Genomic DNA, 17,083 nt, shown 5'->3' on the forward strand with positions numbered 1-17,083 from the left:
CCTTTTATTTTGCAGGTAAACGCATATTTTAAAATGGCGTTTACTTAGCGTTTACTGCTGCTGCCATCGATTTTTCAGCCACTTGCTCTAACCAATTTAAGTCCATGGTTTGATGCGCTTCACAAATAAACCAAGGTTCACGTGAATCAGGTTCTAACATTACGCCATTGTCTATTAAGTTAAGGGCGAATTGCGTGTATAAATCGCTATTCGTTCTTTTCCAGTCACGATAATTTTGGGGTACGTTTGCGCCAAAATGTACCCCAAACATAGCATTAGGGCCTGCAAAACAATGTTCAACACCAAACTTGGTAAATACACGAGAAAGCAATGCTTGAATGTTTTGGCCTACTCGGTCAATGGTTTCAAGCGCATCAGTTTCTTTAAGTAGTGTTAAGGTTGCTTTTGCTGCGCTTAATGCCACCATGTTTGCGGTATAAGTTCCGCCATGAGTAACGCCATCTTTGTCAAAAGAAATGGTGTCCATTACTTCAGCTCGGCCACCAAAAGCAGCAACAGGGTAACCATTACCCATAGCTTTAGCGTAAGTGGTGATATCGGCGTGTATATTATATAAAGCTTGGGCGCCACCTTTAGCTACACGAAAACCTGTTTTTACTTCGTCCATAATAAGTACAGAGCCATTGCTGTTACATATGTCGCGTAGTTTTTGCATGTAGGCTTGTGTCGATGCAATAGAGCCACAATTACCCATAATAGGCTCAATTAAAATGGCCGCTATATCATGGCCATGTTCTGCAAAAACAGCGTCAATAGCTGAAATGTCGTTTAGTGGCACACTGACTTGATGTTCGCGTGTACTTTGCGGAATGCCCGCGCCAAAAGGAATGATTTCTGGTGAGTTTTTATCGTCTGCATCCCAGTTATCTACGTCAGATTTCCACATAACTTCGTCATGCAAACCATGAAACCCACCTTCAACGACAACAATTTTATTGCGTTTGGTATAACCTCTAGCAGTACGTACAGCACCAATAACCGCTTCAGTGCCTGAATTAGCAAAGCGCATTTTGTCGATGTTAGGGCAAAGTGACTTAACCAATTCAACCACGTCAGAGTCGAGACCAGTAGAAAAGCCAGAAATAGTGCCAACGTCGGTAATTGCCTTAATAACTTCGTTATCAACACGTTCATCACGGTAACCTAAAATAATAGGACCATAGGCTAAACGAAAATCAACGAATGTTTGCTCGTCGCAATCAGTAATAGTGCAGCCTTGCATGCTACTCAAAAATACGGTGTTTTCTTCACCCCAATAACGATAACTATCGGCAACGCCTAAAGGCATATTGGTGTGTGCTCTTTTGAGCATTTTAGCACTGTTGGGTTTATGTGTTTTGGTCATAATATGTTCCAATCTAACTGATTTGTTTTCAACATTTGGGCGGCAAATTTAATGCTGAAGATAATACAGGGATAGTGCGTAGTCAGGAAGTGCTAGTTATACTTTTTCGATACTTAATAGTGAAAGTTAGACGTTTGATGAGAAGGCTTGAAGTGAAAATTTAGGTGAAGTTTTCTACCAGCTGCAGTCATTGCACTTTGCAAGTTCTCAGATAGCGTGAGCAAATAAAGTAATTGCTTAATTTTGAACTGTAAAATGGCAAAAAAAAAGCGCCCTTACATAGTAACTGTTAGGGCGCTTAAATTAGTATTGAGATATTAAAAAATTAATACCACCTACTCATGTTATAAACCGAAGGTACGAGATACGGATAAAATAATGCGTGAATCTGCAATATCAATATCCATATTTGTGTCTTCAACAGCAAGGTTAAAATCAAAACCTTCATAGCTAGTCATATACTCAAGACGAACATGATTGTATGACTCTTTGCCATTCCATGACCATTTGTTTGCATCGTTTGACGTTGAACGGTCAAAACTTGCTCTAACATTATGACCTGGCGCTACTTCAAACGTATGAGCAACCATTGTAATATAGTGCCCAGCATCAAGACCAAAATAGTCCCAGCTGTACCAGAAGTTTAATTCGGTATCACCAACAGATGAGTTATAACTAAACTTGGCGTAAGCCTCTGGATAATTGTAAGTATCTGAAGCTGAATCGCCGTGGTAAGTGTAATAGGCAATACCGGCATCAAGACCAATTTTTTCGTCTAGTTGAAAGTACTTTCCTGCGTATGCGTCCAATTCTATATTAGTGTCTTCACCGCTACCAAAATCAACTGTAGACGCCCAAGCACCAGCATAAAAACCGTCAGTGCCTGCGTAATCTAAACTTGCTTGTAACGCTGGATCGTTAACCGTTTGGCTGACACCATTGAAGGTATAGTCAGACGTAACATTTACGGTTGCAGATACGTCTGCTAACACAGCTGAAGAGGTTGCTAGTAAACAACTTGTTGCTACGGCGATAATACTTTTTTTCATTACTTGTATACTCATTTTTTAGGTCACTTGTTCTATTTTTGTAAAGTCGATTTTATTTTCTTTTGGTGAGCTTTCTATTGCTGCTACTTCTTTAAACTTGCTAAACAAAATATAACCAAAGCAAGTAAAGAATAGTCCAATCACTACTGCGCCAACCCATTGGATTTCTAAAAATTCTAATTTGAATAATAAGGTGAGTAAACTCAAGGCAATAATATTACCTAAGAAGTATTTCACTCTGCCTATGCGTGCTACGCCTATATTCAAATTGTCGGTGTACAAACGAATCAATGAATCGAGCGAGTTAATCACGAAGGTTATACCAACAATCGCCATGGCAATATTATAAAAGCCCGTAGTTTCTATGCCATTCATGCTGTAGTAATACAAAACGCTAAACCAGATTGCAATCGGGATAGACGGAAATAACAACATCGCCAACAGTACTTGATAAGTGCGTAAACCACTGACAAAACGGGCGGTAAATTGGCCGATCATAATGCTCCATGCAAACCACCAGTAAAGGTAGAATTCATGATAATCATTCATCGGTAGCACGAATTCGTGAATGTTACCAAAGTAACCACCAAGCATAGAAAATATATTGGCAAATTGGCCAATACTTGAATTTTCTCCAAATAATGCGCCGCCCCACATGACCGCAATTAACGCGAGAAAAAGCCAAGTGGTAGCTAGGCTTAAAATGCGTACATAACGTATGTTGGTGCTTGAATAAACCGCAAAGGCAATCACTAATAATACAATTAAGTAGAAACTACCAATAACAGACTCACCATCACCCAGTTCTGGCAAATACCAAGGTAAGTTCGACAGCAGTAAATAAGCTGTAAATGCACAAGTACCTATAATAACAATGTTATTTATGAATTTAACCAGCGGAATCTCAAAAAAACGTACGCGTGGTTCAATAACACAAAAGTAAAAACAGGTTAGGAAGTAAAAACTCCAGATAAGAAAGGCCCAAAAACCAAACTCAATAGCTAAAGGGTTGGTAAATCCGTATTCAGGACTGGTGGCTAAATCGGCGTACCCCGCAAACTCAGTTAATGGGAACATAATAAGGCCCACATCAAGTCCGGAAGTAAATAAAATAGCAATAAATGTGAAGGTTTTAACTGGTGTTACACCCACACAGCGAATATTTCCCCATCGATATAAAATGAATGCGATAGCGGAAAAAGTAAACAACATTCCTGCTGATAGCCATGCGGTCATGATAATTCCTCTGTAAAGTTTTTAATCAATTTAAAGATAATTTACTCCTCTTTTTTCTTATAATTATAGTGCTCATAACAAGCTTTTTCGGCTTGAAACATTAATTGTCGTCATGGTTTATGCCAAGGAAAATACCGAGATATAAACCATTATGATGATAATTACTGTTTGCAAGAACACTGACGATTTAACATTAGTTTGTTGTACGTTTTGGTAAATTTGAACGTTGTTGCTCTCGCCAGTTAGTCGCTAGCGTTACATCAGCGTTAGCTGGCGCTAATAGCGTTCGCCCACGAATAATATCGGCGGCACGTTCAGCAACCATAATGGTTGGTGAATTAAGGTTACCATTGGGAATTGTTGGGAATATTGACGAATCAACAACTCTTAGTCCTTCTATGCCATGTACTCGCGTTTGTGGATCAACCACTGCCATTGCATCTGTACCCATTTTACATGAGCAAGAAGGGTGGTAGGCACTTTCAACTGATTGGCGGACAAAGCTGTCAATTTCTTCATCTGTTTGCACCTTGATGCCGGGCTGAATTTCTTCGCCACGATATGCATCAAGCGCTTGCTGGTTAATAATTTCACGAGTTAGTCGCACGCAGGCACGAAACCCTTCACGGTCTGCTTCGTGTTCAAGGTAATTGAAACGAATTTCTGGATGCGCTTTTGGATCGTTTGATACAGCTTTAATTTGCCCACGACTTTTAGGTTTGTTATGGCCTACATGTACTTGAAATCCGTGGCCTGCAAATGCTTCTTTACCGTCGTAACGCATTGCTGCCGGTAAAAAGTGATATTGCAGGTCTGGCCATTCAACACTGGCTTTAGAGCGAATAAAACCACAAGACTCAAAATGGTTGGTTGAACCTAAGCCTTTTTTACTTAATATCCAGCGTGTACCTATCAGCAGTTTACTCCACCAATCTAACTTGCCATTAAGGGTAATGGGCTGCTTGCACTTAAATTGAAAGTAAAATTCAAGATGATCTTGCAAATTTTCGCCAACACCGGGTAAATCATGTTTTACTTCGATATTTGCGGCTTCAAGTACGGCTTTAGGGCCGATACCTGACAATTGTAAAATGTGTGGCGAGCCAATAGAGCCTGCCGATAAAATGACTTCTTTATTTGCTGCAACATCAATTAGTTTGCCTTTACGTTCGTACCTAACACCAACGGCTTTTTTACCATCAAGTAGCACTTTATGTACCAACGCATGGGTAATAACCGTTAAGTTATTACGCGACATTGCTGGGCGTAAATAAGCATTTGCTGTTGAAGCGCGCACACCGTTTTTAACGGTCATGTGCATTGGGCCAAACCCCTCTTGTTGAGCTGCATTATAATCTTGAGTTTCAAAGTAACCGGCTTCAACTCCCGCATTGATAAATGCCTTGTAAAGCGGGTTTTTCATTTCATTGCCGTTGTTTACGCCAAGAGGGCCATCTTTTGCACGATATTCATTGGCACTAAATGCCCAGTCTTCTGACTTTTTGAAGTAAGGTAAACAATGGTCGTAATCCCATTCTTGGGCGCCATGTTCCTGCCACTCATCAAAATCTTTTGCATGTCCACGTACGTAAACCATACCGTTAATTGAAGACGAACCCCCTAAAACTTTACCCCGAGGGCAATGCATACGGCGATTATCAAGAAACGGCTCTGGTTGGCTTTCAAATTGCCAAGCATATTTTTTTGAGTTCATCGGAATAGACAATGCCGTTGGCATTTGGATAAAAATACTTTTATCGCTACCACCCGTTTCAATCAGTAATACATTGTTATTACTGTCTTCACTAAGACGATTGGCTAAGACACAGCCCGCAGAACCAGCACCGACAATAATGTAATCAAATTTTTCGCTTTTCATTTAAAACCTTTTAAATAATTTTGTGCATTAAGACCTTTCTTACGGTCTAACTATAGAACAGTATTCGAGTAGCTCTGTTAGTTAAAAAGGACTGTCGAGTGGCTGTAATCCCACATACACGGCTTTAATTTGGGTAAAATAATTAAGGGTAGCAAGACCGTTTTCTCTACCAACACCCGACTGTTTGTAACCACCAACCGGCATATGGGCTGGCGATGCACCATAACTATTGATCCAACAAATACCGGCTTGTATTTGATGAACTACACGGTGTGCACGGGTAATATCTTGGGTAAATACACCGGCGGCTAGACCAAACTCTGTAGCATTAGCTCGGCTGATCACTTCGTCTTCATCCGTAAATGTTAATACGCTCATTACTGGGCCGAAAATTTCTTCACGGCAAATGGTCATTTGGTCAGTACAGTCACCAAAAATAGTAGGCGCAACAAAATAACCGTTTGGTGCACTGTCTGGTTGTAACGCTTTGCCGCCATAAAGAAGCGTTGCTCCTTCTTTAACGCCAATATCGATGTAACTTTGTACTAAATCCATATGTTTAGCAGAAATTAGTGCACCAAAGTTAGTGTTAGGGTCCATAGGGTCGCCCACGACAATATTGTTTTTAGTGCGCTCGAGTAGTTTCTCGATAAAGGCTGGGTAAATTGCTTGATGAACGAATACGCGAGTACCGTTTGTACAAACTTCACCTTGGGTATAAAAATTACCTAACATAGCGGCAGAAACGGCGTTGTCGATATCAGCATCATCAAAAATAATCAGTGGTGATTTACCGCCGAGTTCCATGGTGACATCTTTAAGTGAACTTGCAGCAGCGGCCATGACTTTTTTACCTGTACCCACTTCACCAGTAAAAGAAACTTTAGCAATGTCTGGATGATGCGTTAACCAAGCACCAACTTCACCCGCACCTTGAACAACGTTAAATACGCCGTTAGGTATTCCTGCTTCGGTAAAAATTTCTGCTAATTTTAATGCGCCAAGTGGCGTTTCTTCAGAAGGTTTGAAAATCATCACATTACCGCAAGCTAATGCAGGCGCTGCTTTCCAACAAGCAATTTGTAATGGGTAGTTCCAAGCACCTATACCTGCACAAATCCCCAAGGGCTCGCGGCGCGTATAGTAAAAGTCGCCATTGACGGCTTGTTGATTGCCTTCAACGCCAGGAGCTAGTCCGGCAAAAAATTCGATTGAATCAGCGCCTGACAATACATCAACGACTGATGCTTCTTGCCATGGCTTTCCGGTATCAAGCACTTCAATTTTGGCTAATTCGTCATTACGTTCATGCAATAACGCAACAGCCTTAAGTAAAATTCGGCTACGTTCCATAGCGCTCATTGCTGACCAAGTAGCAAAACCAAGCTTTGCGCTAGCTATAGCTTTTTCTTGGACTTGTTCATCGGCAACTTCAACTTGATAGATAACTTTTCCCGTAGCGGGGTTAATTACATCAAATGTTTCACCACTGGCATTATCTATATAAGTACCATCGACATAATTTTTATAACGTATTAATGACAAGTAACATCTCCATATTGGTTAATCTGTTCGTCTATAAAACTTTTACATAATTGCTCAGCTTGTATGAACTCTTCTGCTGGCGATGAACTTAAGGCACAGCGTAGCCATAAACCATCAATCATCGCCGCGGTTTTTTTAGCCGCTACTATTGCGACATCTTCTGCTAGTAATTGACGATATGAAAAAAGCAGGTTGCTATACAAACGCTTGCTATTGATATTTTGTAATCTTTTCAGTTTTGGATCATGCATTGATTCTGCCCAAAAACTAAGCCATGTTTTAATGGTGGGGGTAGAGCGCTGAAATGAAGTGAAATTAGCCTCTATAATCATATTAAGTCGTTCGGTTGCATTAAGTTTTTGCGGCGAAATACGTTCAAGTAATGCTAACTTTAATTGTTCTAAAAGATGCCTAATGGTTGCTTCTATTAGGCCTTGTTTCCCACCAAAGTAATGACTAATAATTCCAGAAGATAAGCCCGCAATTTTACTGATAGTTATTATGGTTGTATTTTGTAAGCCATGTTTGCCAATCGATTCTAATGTGGCATCAATTAGCTGTTGTTTACGCAGAGGTTTCATTCCAACTTTAGGCATATTTTCATATCTTTTTTATTAATTGAACGTTCAATTAGTTTCTATTCTAATGGTTTTTTGTAAAATTATCAACTCAGCTTTATAAACTGACCTTAGCGGCAGGTACTGTAAAATAAGGTTTTGTATGCTTTGTATAGGCTGTAGACAAGTTATAGAGGTTATGAAAAACATTACACATGTATCGTTAAAGGTTAGGGGTCTAATGATAAGTCATGAGGTAAATTGATGTATGGGTTGTTATTTTCTCTAAGCAATAAAAAAACCCCTAATAAAATATATTAGGGGTTTTTGTTGCGTTAGCTATCGTGCTATTTAGAAGTTAATTTTAATTAACTTCTTCCGAAATAAGATACTGTATAATTAATCGGCCTCAATTATGGGTATCTCTAAAGTGCGGATTAACTTCTAGTTAGCTGTCCAAATTTTACTGACATATTCTGGATGATCAACAAATGGATTACGGTTACCTTGATGAGCATAGGCCGCTTCATTTCTATCAATTTCTTTTTGGCTTACAGGATCATTTGCGTGCCAGCGTAACAACATATTTAACTGCCAAGTTTCGAATACTTTATTACTACTGCCGTCTAATATGGCATCGCCATAGGTGCTATTTGTTTGCCAATTAGCAATAACATTTTGATAGCGAGTCGCCATGTAAAGCTGCGCTCTAGCTAAATCACCTTTAAACTCATCAATAGGTTCAAATACAGTGCCGTTATAGCCTAAAGCCGAGGTAGCTGTACCTAATTTACTGTTGTTAGTAGAGGTGAAAGTTGCACTAGCCACTTCGCCGAATGGGAAACCGCCGCGTTTTGAGTTAACAAAACCATCGGTAGCAAATATATGATGAATATCTGAATTCATCGGCTCAATTTTTCCGCCAAACCAGCTTTTAGGGAAAGAATGTTCTCGGTTATAACATCCACCTTCACCACTGTAAGAACCACATTGATTAGTCACTTTAGTATAAGTGTAGCTATCACTTCCGAAAGGTTTTTCAGAGTAAATATCTAAAATTGAACCATCGTTTTCGAAATAGGTATCCAGTGAGTGATTAGCATAAAACGTCCAAATTGCACCATAACCTTGAGCGGTATGGTTTTTTATTAGATCGTGTAATGCAGTTTTAAGACTATAACCGGTTTGCGTGGTAATGCTCTGGTAATATGTGCCAGGATCACCACCTGAACCACCGCCAGTACTGCCAAGGGTAAAGATTTTACTTTCTGTTTGGGTGAACGTACCACCTGAAACGAGTGATGTACCTGCAAGTGAAATGTCGTATGAGCCATTGCCATAGGTACAACATATACCATCGCCGTAGCTGTCGTTAATAGTGAAAGTATAGGCACCATCAGTTAGACAAATATTTTCATTGTAGCTAGTTGAATTGCTTAAGTTACTGCCACTGGCTTGTTCTACGTTGTTGCTGTCTGTTATTGACCAGCTAGTTTCATAACCGTATTGATCTGTGGTTAAACTAAACGTGACATCATTAGCTAAACAGGCTGAACCACCTGTTCCTGCACTTGCTGTTGGTTCAAAATCATCGATGAAAACAGTTTCAGAACCGTCAAATCCTGTGGTGTCGTAAAAGCGTAAGCCAACGGCTATTTCTTTGGTGCTGGCAGCCGAATAGGTATAGCTAACTTGTTGCCATTGATTGACTAGATTAGGGTTTGAGTAACCTTGATAACCATCAGCAAAAAGTCTGGCTTTTAAGCCGCCTTCGGTGTGATATACCCAAACTGAAAAATCATAGCTTTGCCCTGCGGTTACGGCAATATTTTGCAGAAAATCAGTTGAGCTTTGCGTTGCGGTATTAACCGTTATGGCGGCTGAACTAGCGCCTGTTTTAATGGTAGTGGTGTTTTGGCTAACACTGATACCAGAGTCAACCGTAGTCCAATTGTCGGCACTGGTATTTGACCAAGCTTCGAAGTTACCATTGAGTACATCAGCATTAGCCATTAAGCTAAGCCCGCTGAGTAAAGTGAGTAGTAATTTTTTATTATTTTTCAAAGAATGTTCCTTCTTTTTAATCGGTTTGTTGCATACGGTAAACATGACAACCGTTAATTCACAAGTAACCTTTAACCATTTAGTTAAGTTTTGTATTTATATTTTAATGTTTAAATTTACAATGCATTAAAGTTTTTTTACAAACTGTTACACTTTATGCAAAGGCATAGTGCCTCATAATTTAAGCCATTAAAAGTGATTGTTTACTTAATAAAAATGGCACATATGTGTTAGTTGACTAAATGGTTTGTTTTTATTGGAAAAAATATAATAAAAAACCCTAATAATAAATATTAGGGTTTTGTTTCTAGCATTTAGCGACTATTGATTAGCCATTAAGAGTTAACCATTACTAACATCTTCAAACTCAGCATCGATAACATCTTCGGTACTAGCTTCATCATTAGCAGCATTTCCTTGAGGTTGCTCTGCTTGCTGAGACTGCGCTTGTTGGGCTTGCATCATGTTAGTGTAAGCTTCTTGTAATGCTTTTTGTCGCATTTCAATTGCGCCTTTGTCATCACCATTAACCGCCATTTTAAGTTGCTCAATTAAGGTTTTAAGCTCGCCTTGTTGATCATCGCTTAAGGTGTTCATCGAGCTTTGTACTGTATGAATTAATTGATCAGCTTGGTTACGTTGCTCAACTAACTCACGCTTTTGTTTATCTTCAGTAGCGTGCATTTGTGCATCGTTCACCATGCGATTAACTTCATCTTCCGTTAAACCACTTGATGCGGTAATTTTAATGCTTTGCTCCTTACCGGTGGCTTTGTCTTTCGCGGTAACATTTAAAATGCCATCAGCGTCAATATCAAAGGTAACTTCCACTTGTACCGAACCACGTGGGCCAGGGTTAATATCCGTTAAGCTAAATTGACCTAACGATTTATTATCTGTTGCCATTTCACGCTGACCTTGCAGTACATGCACATTAACCGCAGCTTGATTATCTTCAGCCGTAGAGAAGGTTTCAGAAGCACGTGTTGGTATAGTGGTATTTTTGTCAATAAGCTTAGTCATTACACCGCCTAAGGTTTCAATACCTAAGGATAATGGCGTTACATCAAGTAATAGCACATCACCGACTGTTCCTGACAGTACACCCGCTTGAATCGCTGCGCCCATGGCAACTGCTTCATCTGGGTTTACATCTTTACGTGGCTCTTTGCCAAAAAAGGCTTTAACCGCTGCTTGTACTTTTGGCATACGTGATTGACCACCTACCAAAATAACTTCACTTATATCACCTTTGCTTAAACCAGCATCTTTTAATGCTTGTTCACATGGTGCTATGGTGCTTTTTACCAAGTCATCCACTAATGACTCTAATTTAGCGCGAGTAACTTGTACCTTTAAATGTTTAGGGCCACTAGCGTCGGCGGTAACGTAAGGTAAATTCACGTCAGTTTGTAGTGCTGATGACAACTCGATTTTCGCTTTTTCAGCCGCTTCTTTAATGCGCTGTAGGGCTAAAGGGTCTTGTTTGATATCAATACCACTTTCTTTTTTGAATTCATCAGCTAGGTAATTTATTAAGCGTAAATCAAAATCTTCACCACCTAAAAAGGTATCACCATTGGTTGCTAACACTTCAAATTGTTTTTCACCGTCCACATTTGCTATTTCGATTATAGAGACATCGAAAGTACCGCCACCTAAATCATAGACGGCCACTTTTTGATCAGCTTTACTGTTTTTGTCAACACCATAGGCTAATGCTGCTGCTGTAGGTTCGTTAATTATGCGCTTCACATTAAGCCCTGCAATTTTACCTGCGTCTTTCGTTGCTTGGCGCTGTGAATCGTTAAAGTAAGCCGGTACGGTAATAACCGCGTCTGTTACTGTTTCACCTAAATAAGCTTCAGCATCTTTTTTTAATTTACGTAAAATTTGTGCTGACACTTCTTGCGGCGATAAAGCTTTACCGTTCACTTCAACCCAAGCATCACCGTTACTTGCTTTAACTATTTTATAAGGCGCGAGCTTAATATCTTTTTGCACTTCTTTATCATCAAATTTACGACCAATTAAACGTTTAATTGCAAACAAGGTGTTTTTCGAGTTTGTCACCGCTTGTCTTTTAGCCGGTTGACCCGCTAAAGTTTCATTGTTGGCATAAGCAACAATTGATGGTGTAGTGCGGCTACCTTCTGCATTTTCAATGATTTTTGCAACACCGCCTTCCATCACTGCGACACATGAGTTTGTTGTACCTAAATCAATACCAATAGTCTTAGACATAATAATCACCTATTCTTTTAGAACTTCATAAAAAGGTCTGATGCTTTATGGCTATTTCCCAGTAAGCAATTTGACCGTATAAACAAACTTGTATAAATGGTTTAACACAAGCTGTTTGGTTAGTGGAGCTATAATACGGAAGGTAAGAGAATGCTTCTGTCACAAATATGACAGTTATGATGATTTTCTGTTTTTATATTTTTTAAATATAAAAATCAATAGATTAATCGGGGTTTTCGGCTAAAGCTAAGTAAATAAAAGTCATGATTATCTTTTGCTATATCACTACAAGAGGTTAGAATAAAATCACACACTTAAACCACGGTTTAAATCATTGTACCTATGAATAACGATGTTACGCATTTACCACAAAAAGCCAGCCCAGTATTAGTTAAACAAGCTAATATTTTTGCAGATTTACCTGCAAAATTAATTGAAGACTTTCAACAAGAATTCCAGCTTGATGAATGGCGCAAAGGTGACTACTTTAATTCGAACTTATTAACCCAGCGTTTTTTTGTTGTGATAGATGGCAGTTTGGAAATTAAACAAAGTAACCCTGAAACGGGCAGAGAAGCGACGTTAGATATGCTTTATGCCGGTGATTGTTTTGATTTAATGGTGTTATTAGATGATCAACCCCATGACGTGATAGTTTCACCATTAACCACGGTAAAACTACTATCAGTAAAATTAACAACGATGCGAAATTGGTTGTGGACCTATCCAGAATTTAACCAACAATTTATGCCTTATTTAGCAAAAAAAATGCGTGAAAAAGAGCAACAGGCAAGTAGCCTAGTTTTGCATGATGTAACCACACGTTTAAGCCGTATTATTTTAGAACATATAAATAAAATTAAGTTTTATACCGGTACCAAAGCAGAAGAACATCAGCATCATTTGGTAAATGGTTTAAACGATGAAACGTTAGCACGGATGACCGGCTCAGTCAGACAAGTTATTAATAAACAATTACAGCACTGGAAGAAAGAAGGCACCATAGATAAAACACGTAATCAACTTATTGTAAAAGACCTAGAAGCATTAGAAAAAGCAGCGAAATACACCCAAACGTTAGCGAACGCGCCTTTAGTTAAGAACTAGTCAAATACGCATTCTCAAAGTGTTGTGTCTGTAACAGTTTTTATACAGGCTCAACATAGTCGTTGATCACTTAAACATACGTCTCACTTTTATGGAAAATATAAGAATGGTAAATTAGGCAAAATAATTTTTGGAGACAATTTTCAAAATGAAGAAGCAGTCAGGTTTTACATTAATAGAATTAGTTATTGTTATTATTATCTTAGGAATTCTATCAGCAACCGCATTACCAAAATTTATAAATTTACAAGGTGATGCGCGACAGGCCGTAATGAATGGCCTTAAGGCATCTTTAGAAACAGCGTCGACATTTACATACACTAAAGCCATTATTGAAGGGGTGGGAGATTCTTTCGATGAAACACTATCATCGGGTATCAGAATTAGATACGGCTATCCTTTTGCAACGCAAGAAAATTTAAAGGCGGTACTTAATTTTACCGAAGACGACTTTAAACTTACGGGATCAAATCCCGCAATCACTTTTACATTTACCAAAGATACCCAGGATTTGACAACAAGTGAAATCGACAGTGCTGGCGTTTGCAAGCTTGTATATACCCGAGCTAACAAGGGCGAACGACCAAACCTGACTATTTCTGGCTGCATAGATTAACTATTATTAAAGCCTTAGGTGTTATGACGTGCTAGGTAGAATAGCGCCATACTGATATCTCAGTATGGCGCACTTGTTTTTAGGTAAGTCAATACTAGTTAAGCTAAGTTAAGCATCAACTTTTTGCTTTACACTTTCATTGCCGTTTTCATTATCATTAGTCGCTAGCTTTTTTAACGATTGATACAGTGCTTCTTCTTCTGCAGACAAACTTTTTGGGAAAACAATTTTTAGCTTAACAAAAAAGTCTCCAGCAACCTTGCTTGGAAGTCCGCGACCTTTTAAGCGCATTTTACTGCCACTACTGATCAGTTTAGGTAAACTTAAATCAATATAGCCTTTAGGTGTGGGTACTTTTACTTTTTCACCTAAAGCGGCTTGCCATGGGCTAATGGTAAGCTCAGTGGTAATATCAGCACCTTCTATAACGTATAAAGGATCAGGATTAAATCCCACTTCAAGATACAAATCGCCATTGTTTGCACCACCAACACCAGGTTGACCTTGCTTTTGCAAACGAATTTTTTGACCCGGTTTAATGCCTTTTGGAATACTAACTTTTAAAGTGCGTTCTTTGTTTTGCATTCTGCCTTGTTGATCAACCACTTGGTCTTGTAGCGTAAAATTGCGGCTTGCACCTGTGTAAGCATCTTGTAAATCAATCAATATTTTTGCGTTGCTATCTTGCCCTTGCATAGACCGACGACCACGTGATGCGTGTTGCCCCCCGCCAAAACCGCCACCAAATAATGATTCAAAAAAGTCGCTATAATCACCTTGACCACCCGCATTGAAATTACCATTGCCTTGCTGATATTGATCTTGCCAACTGGGGGGAGGTGTAAAACCAGATTGGCCTGCTTTCCAATTACTGCCTAATTGGTCATACGCTGCGCGTTTATCTTTATCGCGCAACACTTCATAAGCTTCGTTAATATCTTTAAAGCGAGTTTCAGCATTTTTTTCTTTACTTACATCGGGATGAAATTTTCGCGCTAATTTACGATATGACGTTTTAATTTCATCTTGGGATGCGCTTTTATCAACATCCATAATTTTATAATAATCTTTATAATTCACACTGACCTCCTGCATATATATCTTGCAGATAACTTTTTAACTAGCTTCTGTAACTAGCTTTTATAAATAATTTTAGAAGATAAAGTGGGTGATTAATAACTCAAGGTTGAAATCACCGACGATTAATTTTAGCTATTCCTATTTGATAGTATGAGTATAAATGTAAAGGAAAATAACCAATGTCAGTAATGTGACACTTCTGGTAAATTATGGCATGTACACATAGATATTTCGTGCTATTTTTCAGAATGAATGAATGAATAAATATAATTAAATTATTAATAAAGGAAATAATATGTCGTACACACTGATACATAACGAATCAGCATACCAATATGAATATCATATCGATGGGCATATTGCGTACATTACTTACGATGATCAAAATGGCAATATGCATTTAACCCACACTACTGTGCCTGAAAAACTAGCGGGGAAAGGACTTGCTAGAATACTTTTAGAAGCTGTGCTTGAGCAGATCAAAAAGGATAATAAAAAAGCCGTTGCCAAGTGTTCATATATTGTTAACTATCTAGCAAAACACCCTGAAGCAAGCGACTACTTTGCATAATTATTTCTCGATAGTTAATACTTACTTTGATTTCAGCGTTTACTTCAGTAGATCAGAGTGAGCGCTTCACCTTGCGTCAATACCCTACAGTTAATCTTTCTAGTTAAGAATAACTATCGCTGCACTCTTAACTCACCTTATATTAGTTCAATCATTGATTAAATGGTCAAGCATTTTGCACCAGAAATTTATATAGCATGGTACATTTGCATGGCATTCCAGCCAACAAACAAGGCAATAGCGTAGCTTAATAAAGTGCCTAGCATCATATATTCAGTAAGCTTCATGTCTTTGTTTTTGGTTAAATCACCAAATCTAAAGATGGTTTTAGTTGCGACTAAGAAGCCAATACCAGCAAATTGCCCCATGAAGATAAAAGAAATAGCTAAACAGCGCTCAATATAACCTATCCAAGCACCTGCTGATAACAACCCCATATTTACATTTTTGCCGTCACTGGCATGCTCCTGAGCTTCTGTAGCAGCCTTTGCTAAGTCGTCGGTATGCTTTTTTAACGCTAATGAAATAATCACTGAAGCCGGTTTACAAACCAGTAGGTACGATAGGGCAATGATCATGTTTTTAGCGGTTAAAAGTTGCCCGAAAAACAGTAAAGCCTGAGCTACTGTGAAATGAGCAAGATAGGCCCAAACAATAGAGATAACAAAAAGTTGAATGCTTTGGTCTATCAAAAAATATCGTAAATTATTTGCTCGATAATCACGGTAATACACTCTCAAAAATTGCGTTAGAGATATAACCAAAATTGCGATGATTGCTGAAAGTAATGGTAGCTCTGCGATTATAAATACCATGATATAAAGCAGGGTATGCATTAATAAATGCAGCCATAGCTTTTTAGGCTTTATTTTTTTTGACTCGTAGCGTTCTAAACCATTAGCAGGTTGGAAATAGAAATCTGCTACAAAATGTGCCGTTAGCATTAATAGTAGTAATTCCATTAGTTGTTACCTCGAGTACCAAGCTGCGAAACTGTTTTATTTATCATCGCCATATAATCTCTAACCAGAAAAGCGCCAATATTACCTAACCTATTACTGATATTTTGTCGGGTAGTTCCTGTAAGGTCGGCAATTTTTTTATGTTCGGCAAAGTCGCTTTCTATGTATTGATACAATAATTCGGCTTGTGTTTTCGTTAATCTATTGAGCAAGTGATTTAAAAACTGGTTTAGCAGTTTCATATCGCTGTTATTGGCTTGTTGCTCAAAACTCACTAATAACTCACCTCTTTGCGCTTTTTCTAATCCTCTACCTGATTCAATGAAGACAGGGCCAGAGGAAGTATTTGGCTTTTTATCATAAATTTCATACGCGCCATAGGCTAAAGATAGTGTGCATTGAATAGGCTTTGCTGAAAATTTAGATAAATGCAGGGCGAGTTTAATTAATAAGGTACTTTTTAGCGCATAAACAGCGTTTGGATACTGAATTTGAAATTCGTCACCTCTATATACTTCACCAGTCGCTTGGTATTTTTCATTAACCTCGCGAAGAAAGCCTTTAATACTTTTGATAACCTCTGAATATGTTTCATTAGTCATTTTGGTTGAATTTACAATATCGCCGGTTAATACAGCAATCATATTTATTTTCCCTATTTTATTCTACATAAGAAACTATATTTGATTGCCTGTAGATAGGCAACTATATTTAGTTGCTTTTTATTTCGAAATTGTATTTTATTACCTTGAAAGTATAATAATAGGAGCTAATAGCGTTAAATATCAGATGATTGGATGTTGTTGT

At 38.5% G+C, this 17,083-nt stretch carries 14 protein-coding genes; 3 read left to right on the forward strand and 11 right to left on the reverse strand.

Annotation, left to right across the window (positions count from 1 at the left end; translation table 11 throughout):
- Window positions 1-40: 40 nt before the first annotated feature.
- The 8 genes from H4J38_RS15620 to dnaK all read right to left on the reverse strand — a co-directional run bounded on the left by H4J38_RS15620 (window position 41) and on the right by dnaK (window position 11,940).
- Window positions 41-1,366, reverse strand: a complete 1,326-nt coding sequence (locus tag H4J38_RS15620) for an aspartate aminotransferase family protein (RefSeq protein ID WP_182133187.1) — start codon at window positions 1,364-1,366, stop codon at window positions 41-43.
- A gap of 344 nt (window positions 1,367-1,710) precedes the next feature.
- Window positions 1,711-2,415, reverse strand: coding sequence for a TorF family putative porin (locus H4J38_RS15625; RefSeq protein ID WP_182133189.1), 705 nt, complete (start codon window positions 2,413-2,415; stop codon window positions 1,711-1,713).
- A gap of 18 nt (window positions 2,416-2,433) precedes the next feature.
- Window positions 2,434-3,651, reverse strand: a complete 1,218-nt coding sequence (locus tag H4J38_RS15630) for a BCCT family transporter (RefSeq protein ID WP_182133191.1) — start codon at window positions 3,649-3,651, stop codon at window positions 2,434-2,436.
- A gap of 193 nt (window positions 3,652-3,844) precedes the next feature.
- Complete coding sequence (gene betA, locus H4J38_RS15635) at window positions 3,845-5,530, reverse strand: choline dehydrogenase (RefSeq protein ID WP_182133193.1); 1,686 nt, start codon at window positions 5,528-5,530, stop codon at window positions 3,845-3,847.
- 81 nt (window positions 5,531-5,611) lie between these two features.
- Window positions 5,612-7,075 (reverse strand): betaine-aldehyde dehydrogenase, encoded by a 1,464-nt coding sequence (gene betB / locus H4J38_RS15640; RefSeq protein WP_182133195.1) that lies wholly within the window; start codon window positions 7,073-7,075, stop codon window positions 5,612-5,614.
- Window positions 7,066-7,671 (reverse strand): transcriptional regulator BetI, encoded by a 606-nt coding sequence (betI, locus tag H4J38_RS15645; RefSeq protein WP_182133197.1) that lies wholly within the window; start codon window positions 7,669-7,671, stop codon window positions 7,066-7,068. The genes betB and betI overlap by 10 nt, the downstream gene beginning before the upstream one ends.
- 405 nt (window positions 7,672-8,076) lie before the next feature.
- Entirely contained in the window at window positions 8,077-9,645 is a 1,569-nt protein-coding gene (locus H4J38_RS15650; protein ID WP_259365536.1) for an endonuclease, read from the reverse strand.
- Window positions 9,646-10,038: 393 nt separating this feature from the next.
- Window positions 10,039-11,940: a molecular chaperone DnaK gene (gene dnaK, locus H4J38_RS15655; protein ID WP_182133201.1), complete on the reverse strand. Its 1,902-nt coding sequence runs from the start codon at window positions 11,938-11,940 to the stop codon at window positions 10,039-10,041.
- 342 nt (window positions 11,941-12,282) lie between these two features.
- Here dnaK and H4J38_RS15660 point away from each other — a divergent pair, with 342 nt between their 5' ends.
- Together H4J38_RS15660 and H4J38_RS17395 are read left to right on the forward strand one after the other, a co-directional pair.
- Window positions 12,283-13,047 carry a Crp/Fnr family transcriptional regulator gene (locus H4J38_RS15660; RefSeq protein WP_182133203.1) on the forward strand — a complete coding sequence of 255 codons (765 nt, stop codon included), beginning with the start codon at window positions 12,283-12,285 and terminating at the stop codon, window positions 13,045-13,047.
- A gap of 148 nt (window positions 13,048-13,195) precedes the next feature.
- Window positions 13,196-13,663, forward strand: coding sequence for a prepilin-type N-terminal cleavage/methylation domain-containing protein (locus H4J38_RS17395; RefSeq protein ID WP_182133205.1), 468 nt, complete (start codon window positions 13,196-13,198; stop codon window positions 13,661-13,663).
- A 108-nt stretch (window positions 13,664-13,771) separates the two neighbouring features.
- Here the strand turns inward: H4J38_RS17395 and H4J38_RS15670 are convergent, their stop codons facing one another.
- Window positions 13,772-14,743, reverse strand: a complete 972-nt coding sequence (locus H4J38_RS15670) for a DnaJ C-terminal domain-containing protein (protein WP_182133207.1) — start codon at window positions 14,741-14,743, stop codon at window positions 13,772-13,774.
- Window positions 14,744-15,038: 295 nt separating this feature from the next.
- Here H4J38_RS15670 and H4J38_RS15675 point away from each other — a divergent pair, with 295 nt between their 5' ends.
- Entirely contained in the window at window positions 15,039-15,314 is a 276-nt protein-coding gene (locus tag H4J38_RS15675; RefSeq protein WP_182133209.1) for a GNAT family N-acetyltransferase, read from the forward strand.
- 188 nt (window positions 15,315-15,502) lie between these two features.
- Here H4J38_RS15675 and H4J38_RS15680 read toward each other — a convergent pair whose 3' ends face one another.
- Window positions 15,503-16,276, reverse strand: coding sequence for a DUF3307 domain-containing protein (locus H4J38_RS15680; RefSeq protein WP_182133211.1), 774 nt, complete (start codon window positions 16,274-16,276; stop codon window positions 15,503-15,505).
- Entirely contained in the window at window positions 16,276-16,920 is a 645-nt protein-coding gene (locus H4J38_RS15685; RefSeq protein WP_182133213.1) for a hypothetical protein, read from the reverse strand. Before H4J38_RS15685 ends, H4J38_RS15680 begins: the two co-directional genes overlap by 1 nt.
- Window positions 16,921-17,083: the final 163 nt, after the last annotated feature.

It is taken from the genome of Colwellia sp. BRX10-3 (assembly GCF_014077505.1).
GTDB lineage: Bacteria > Pseudomonadota > Gammaproteobacteria > Enterobacterales > Alteromonadaceae > Cognaticolwellia.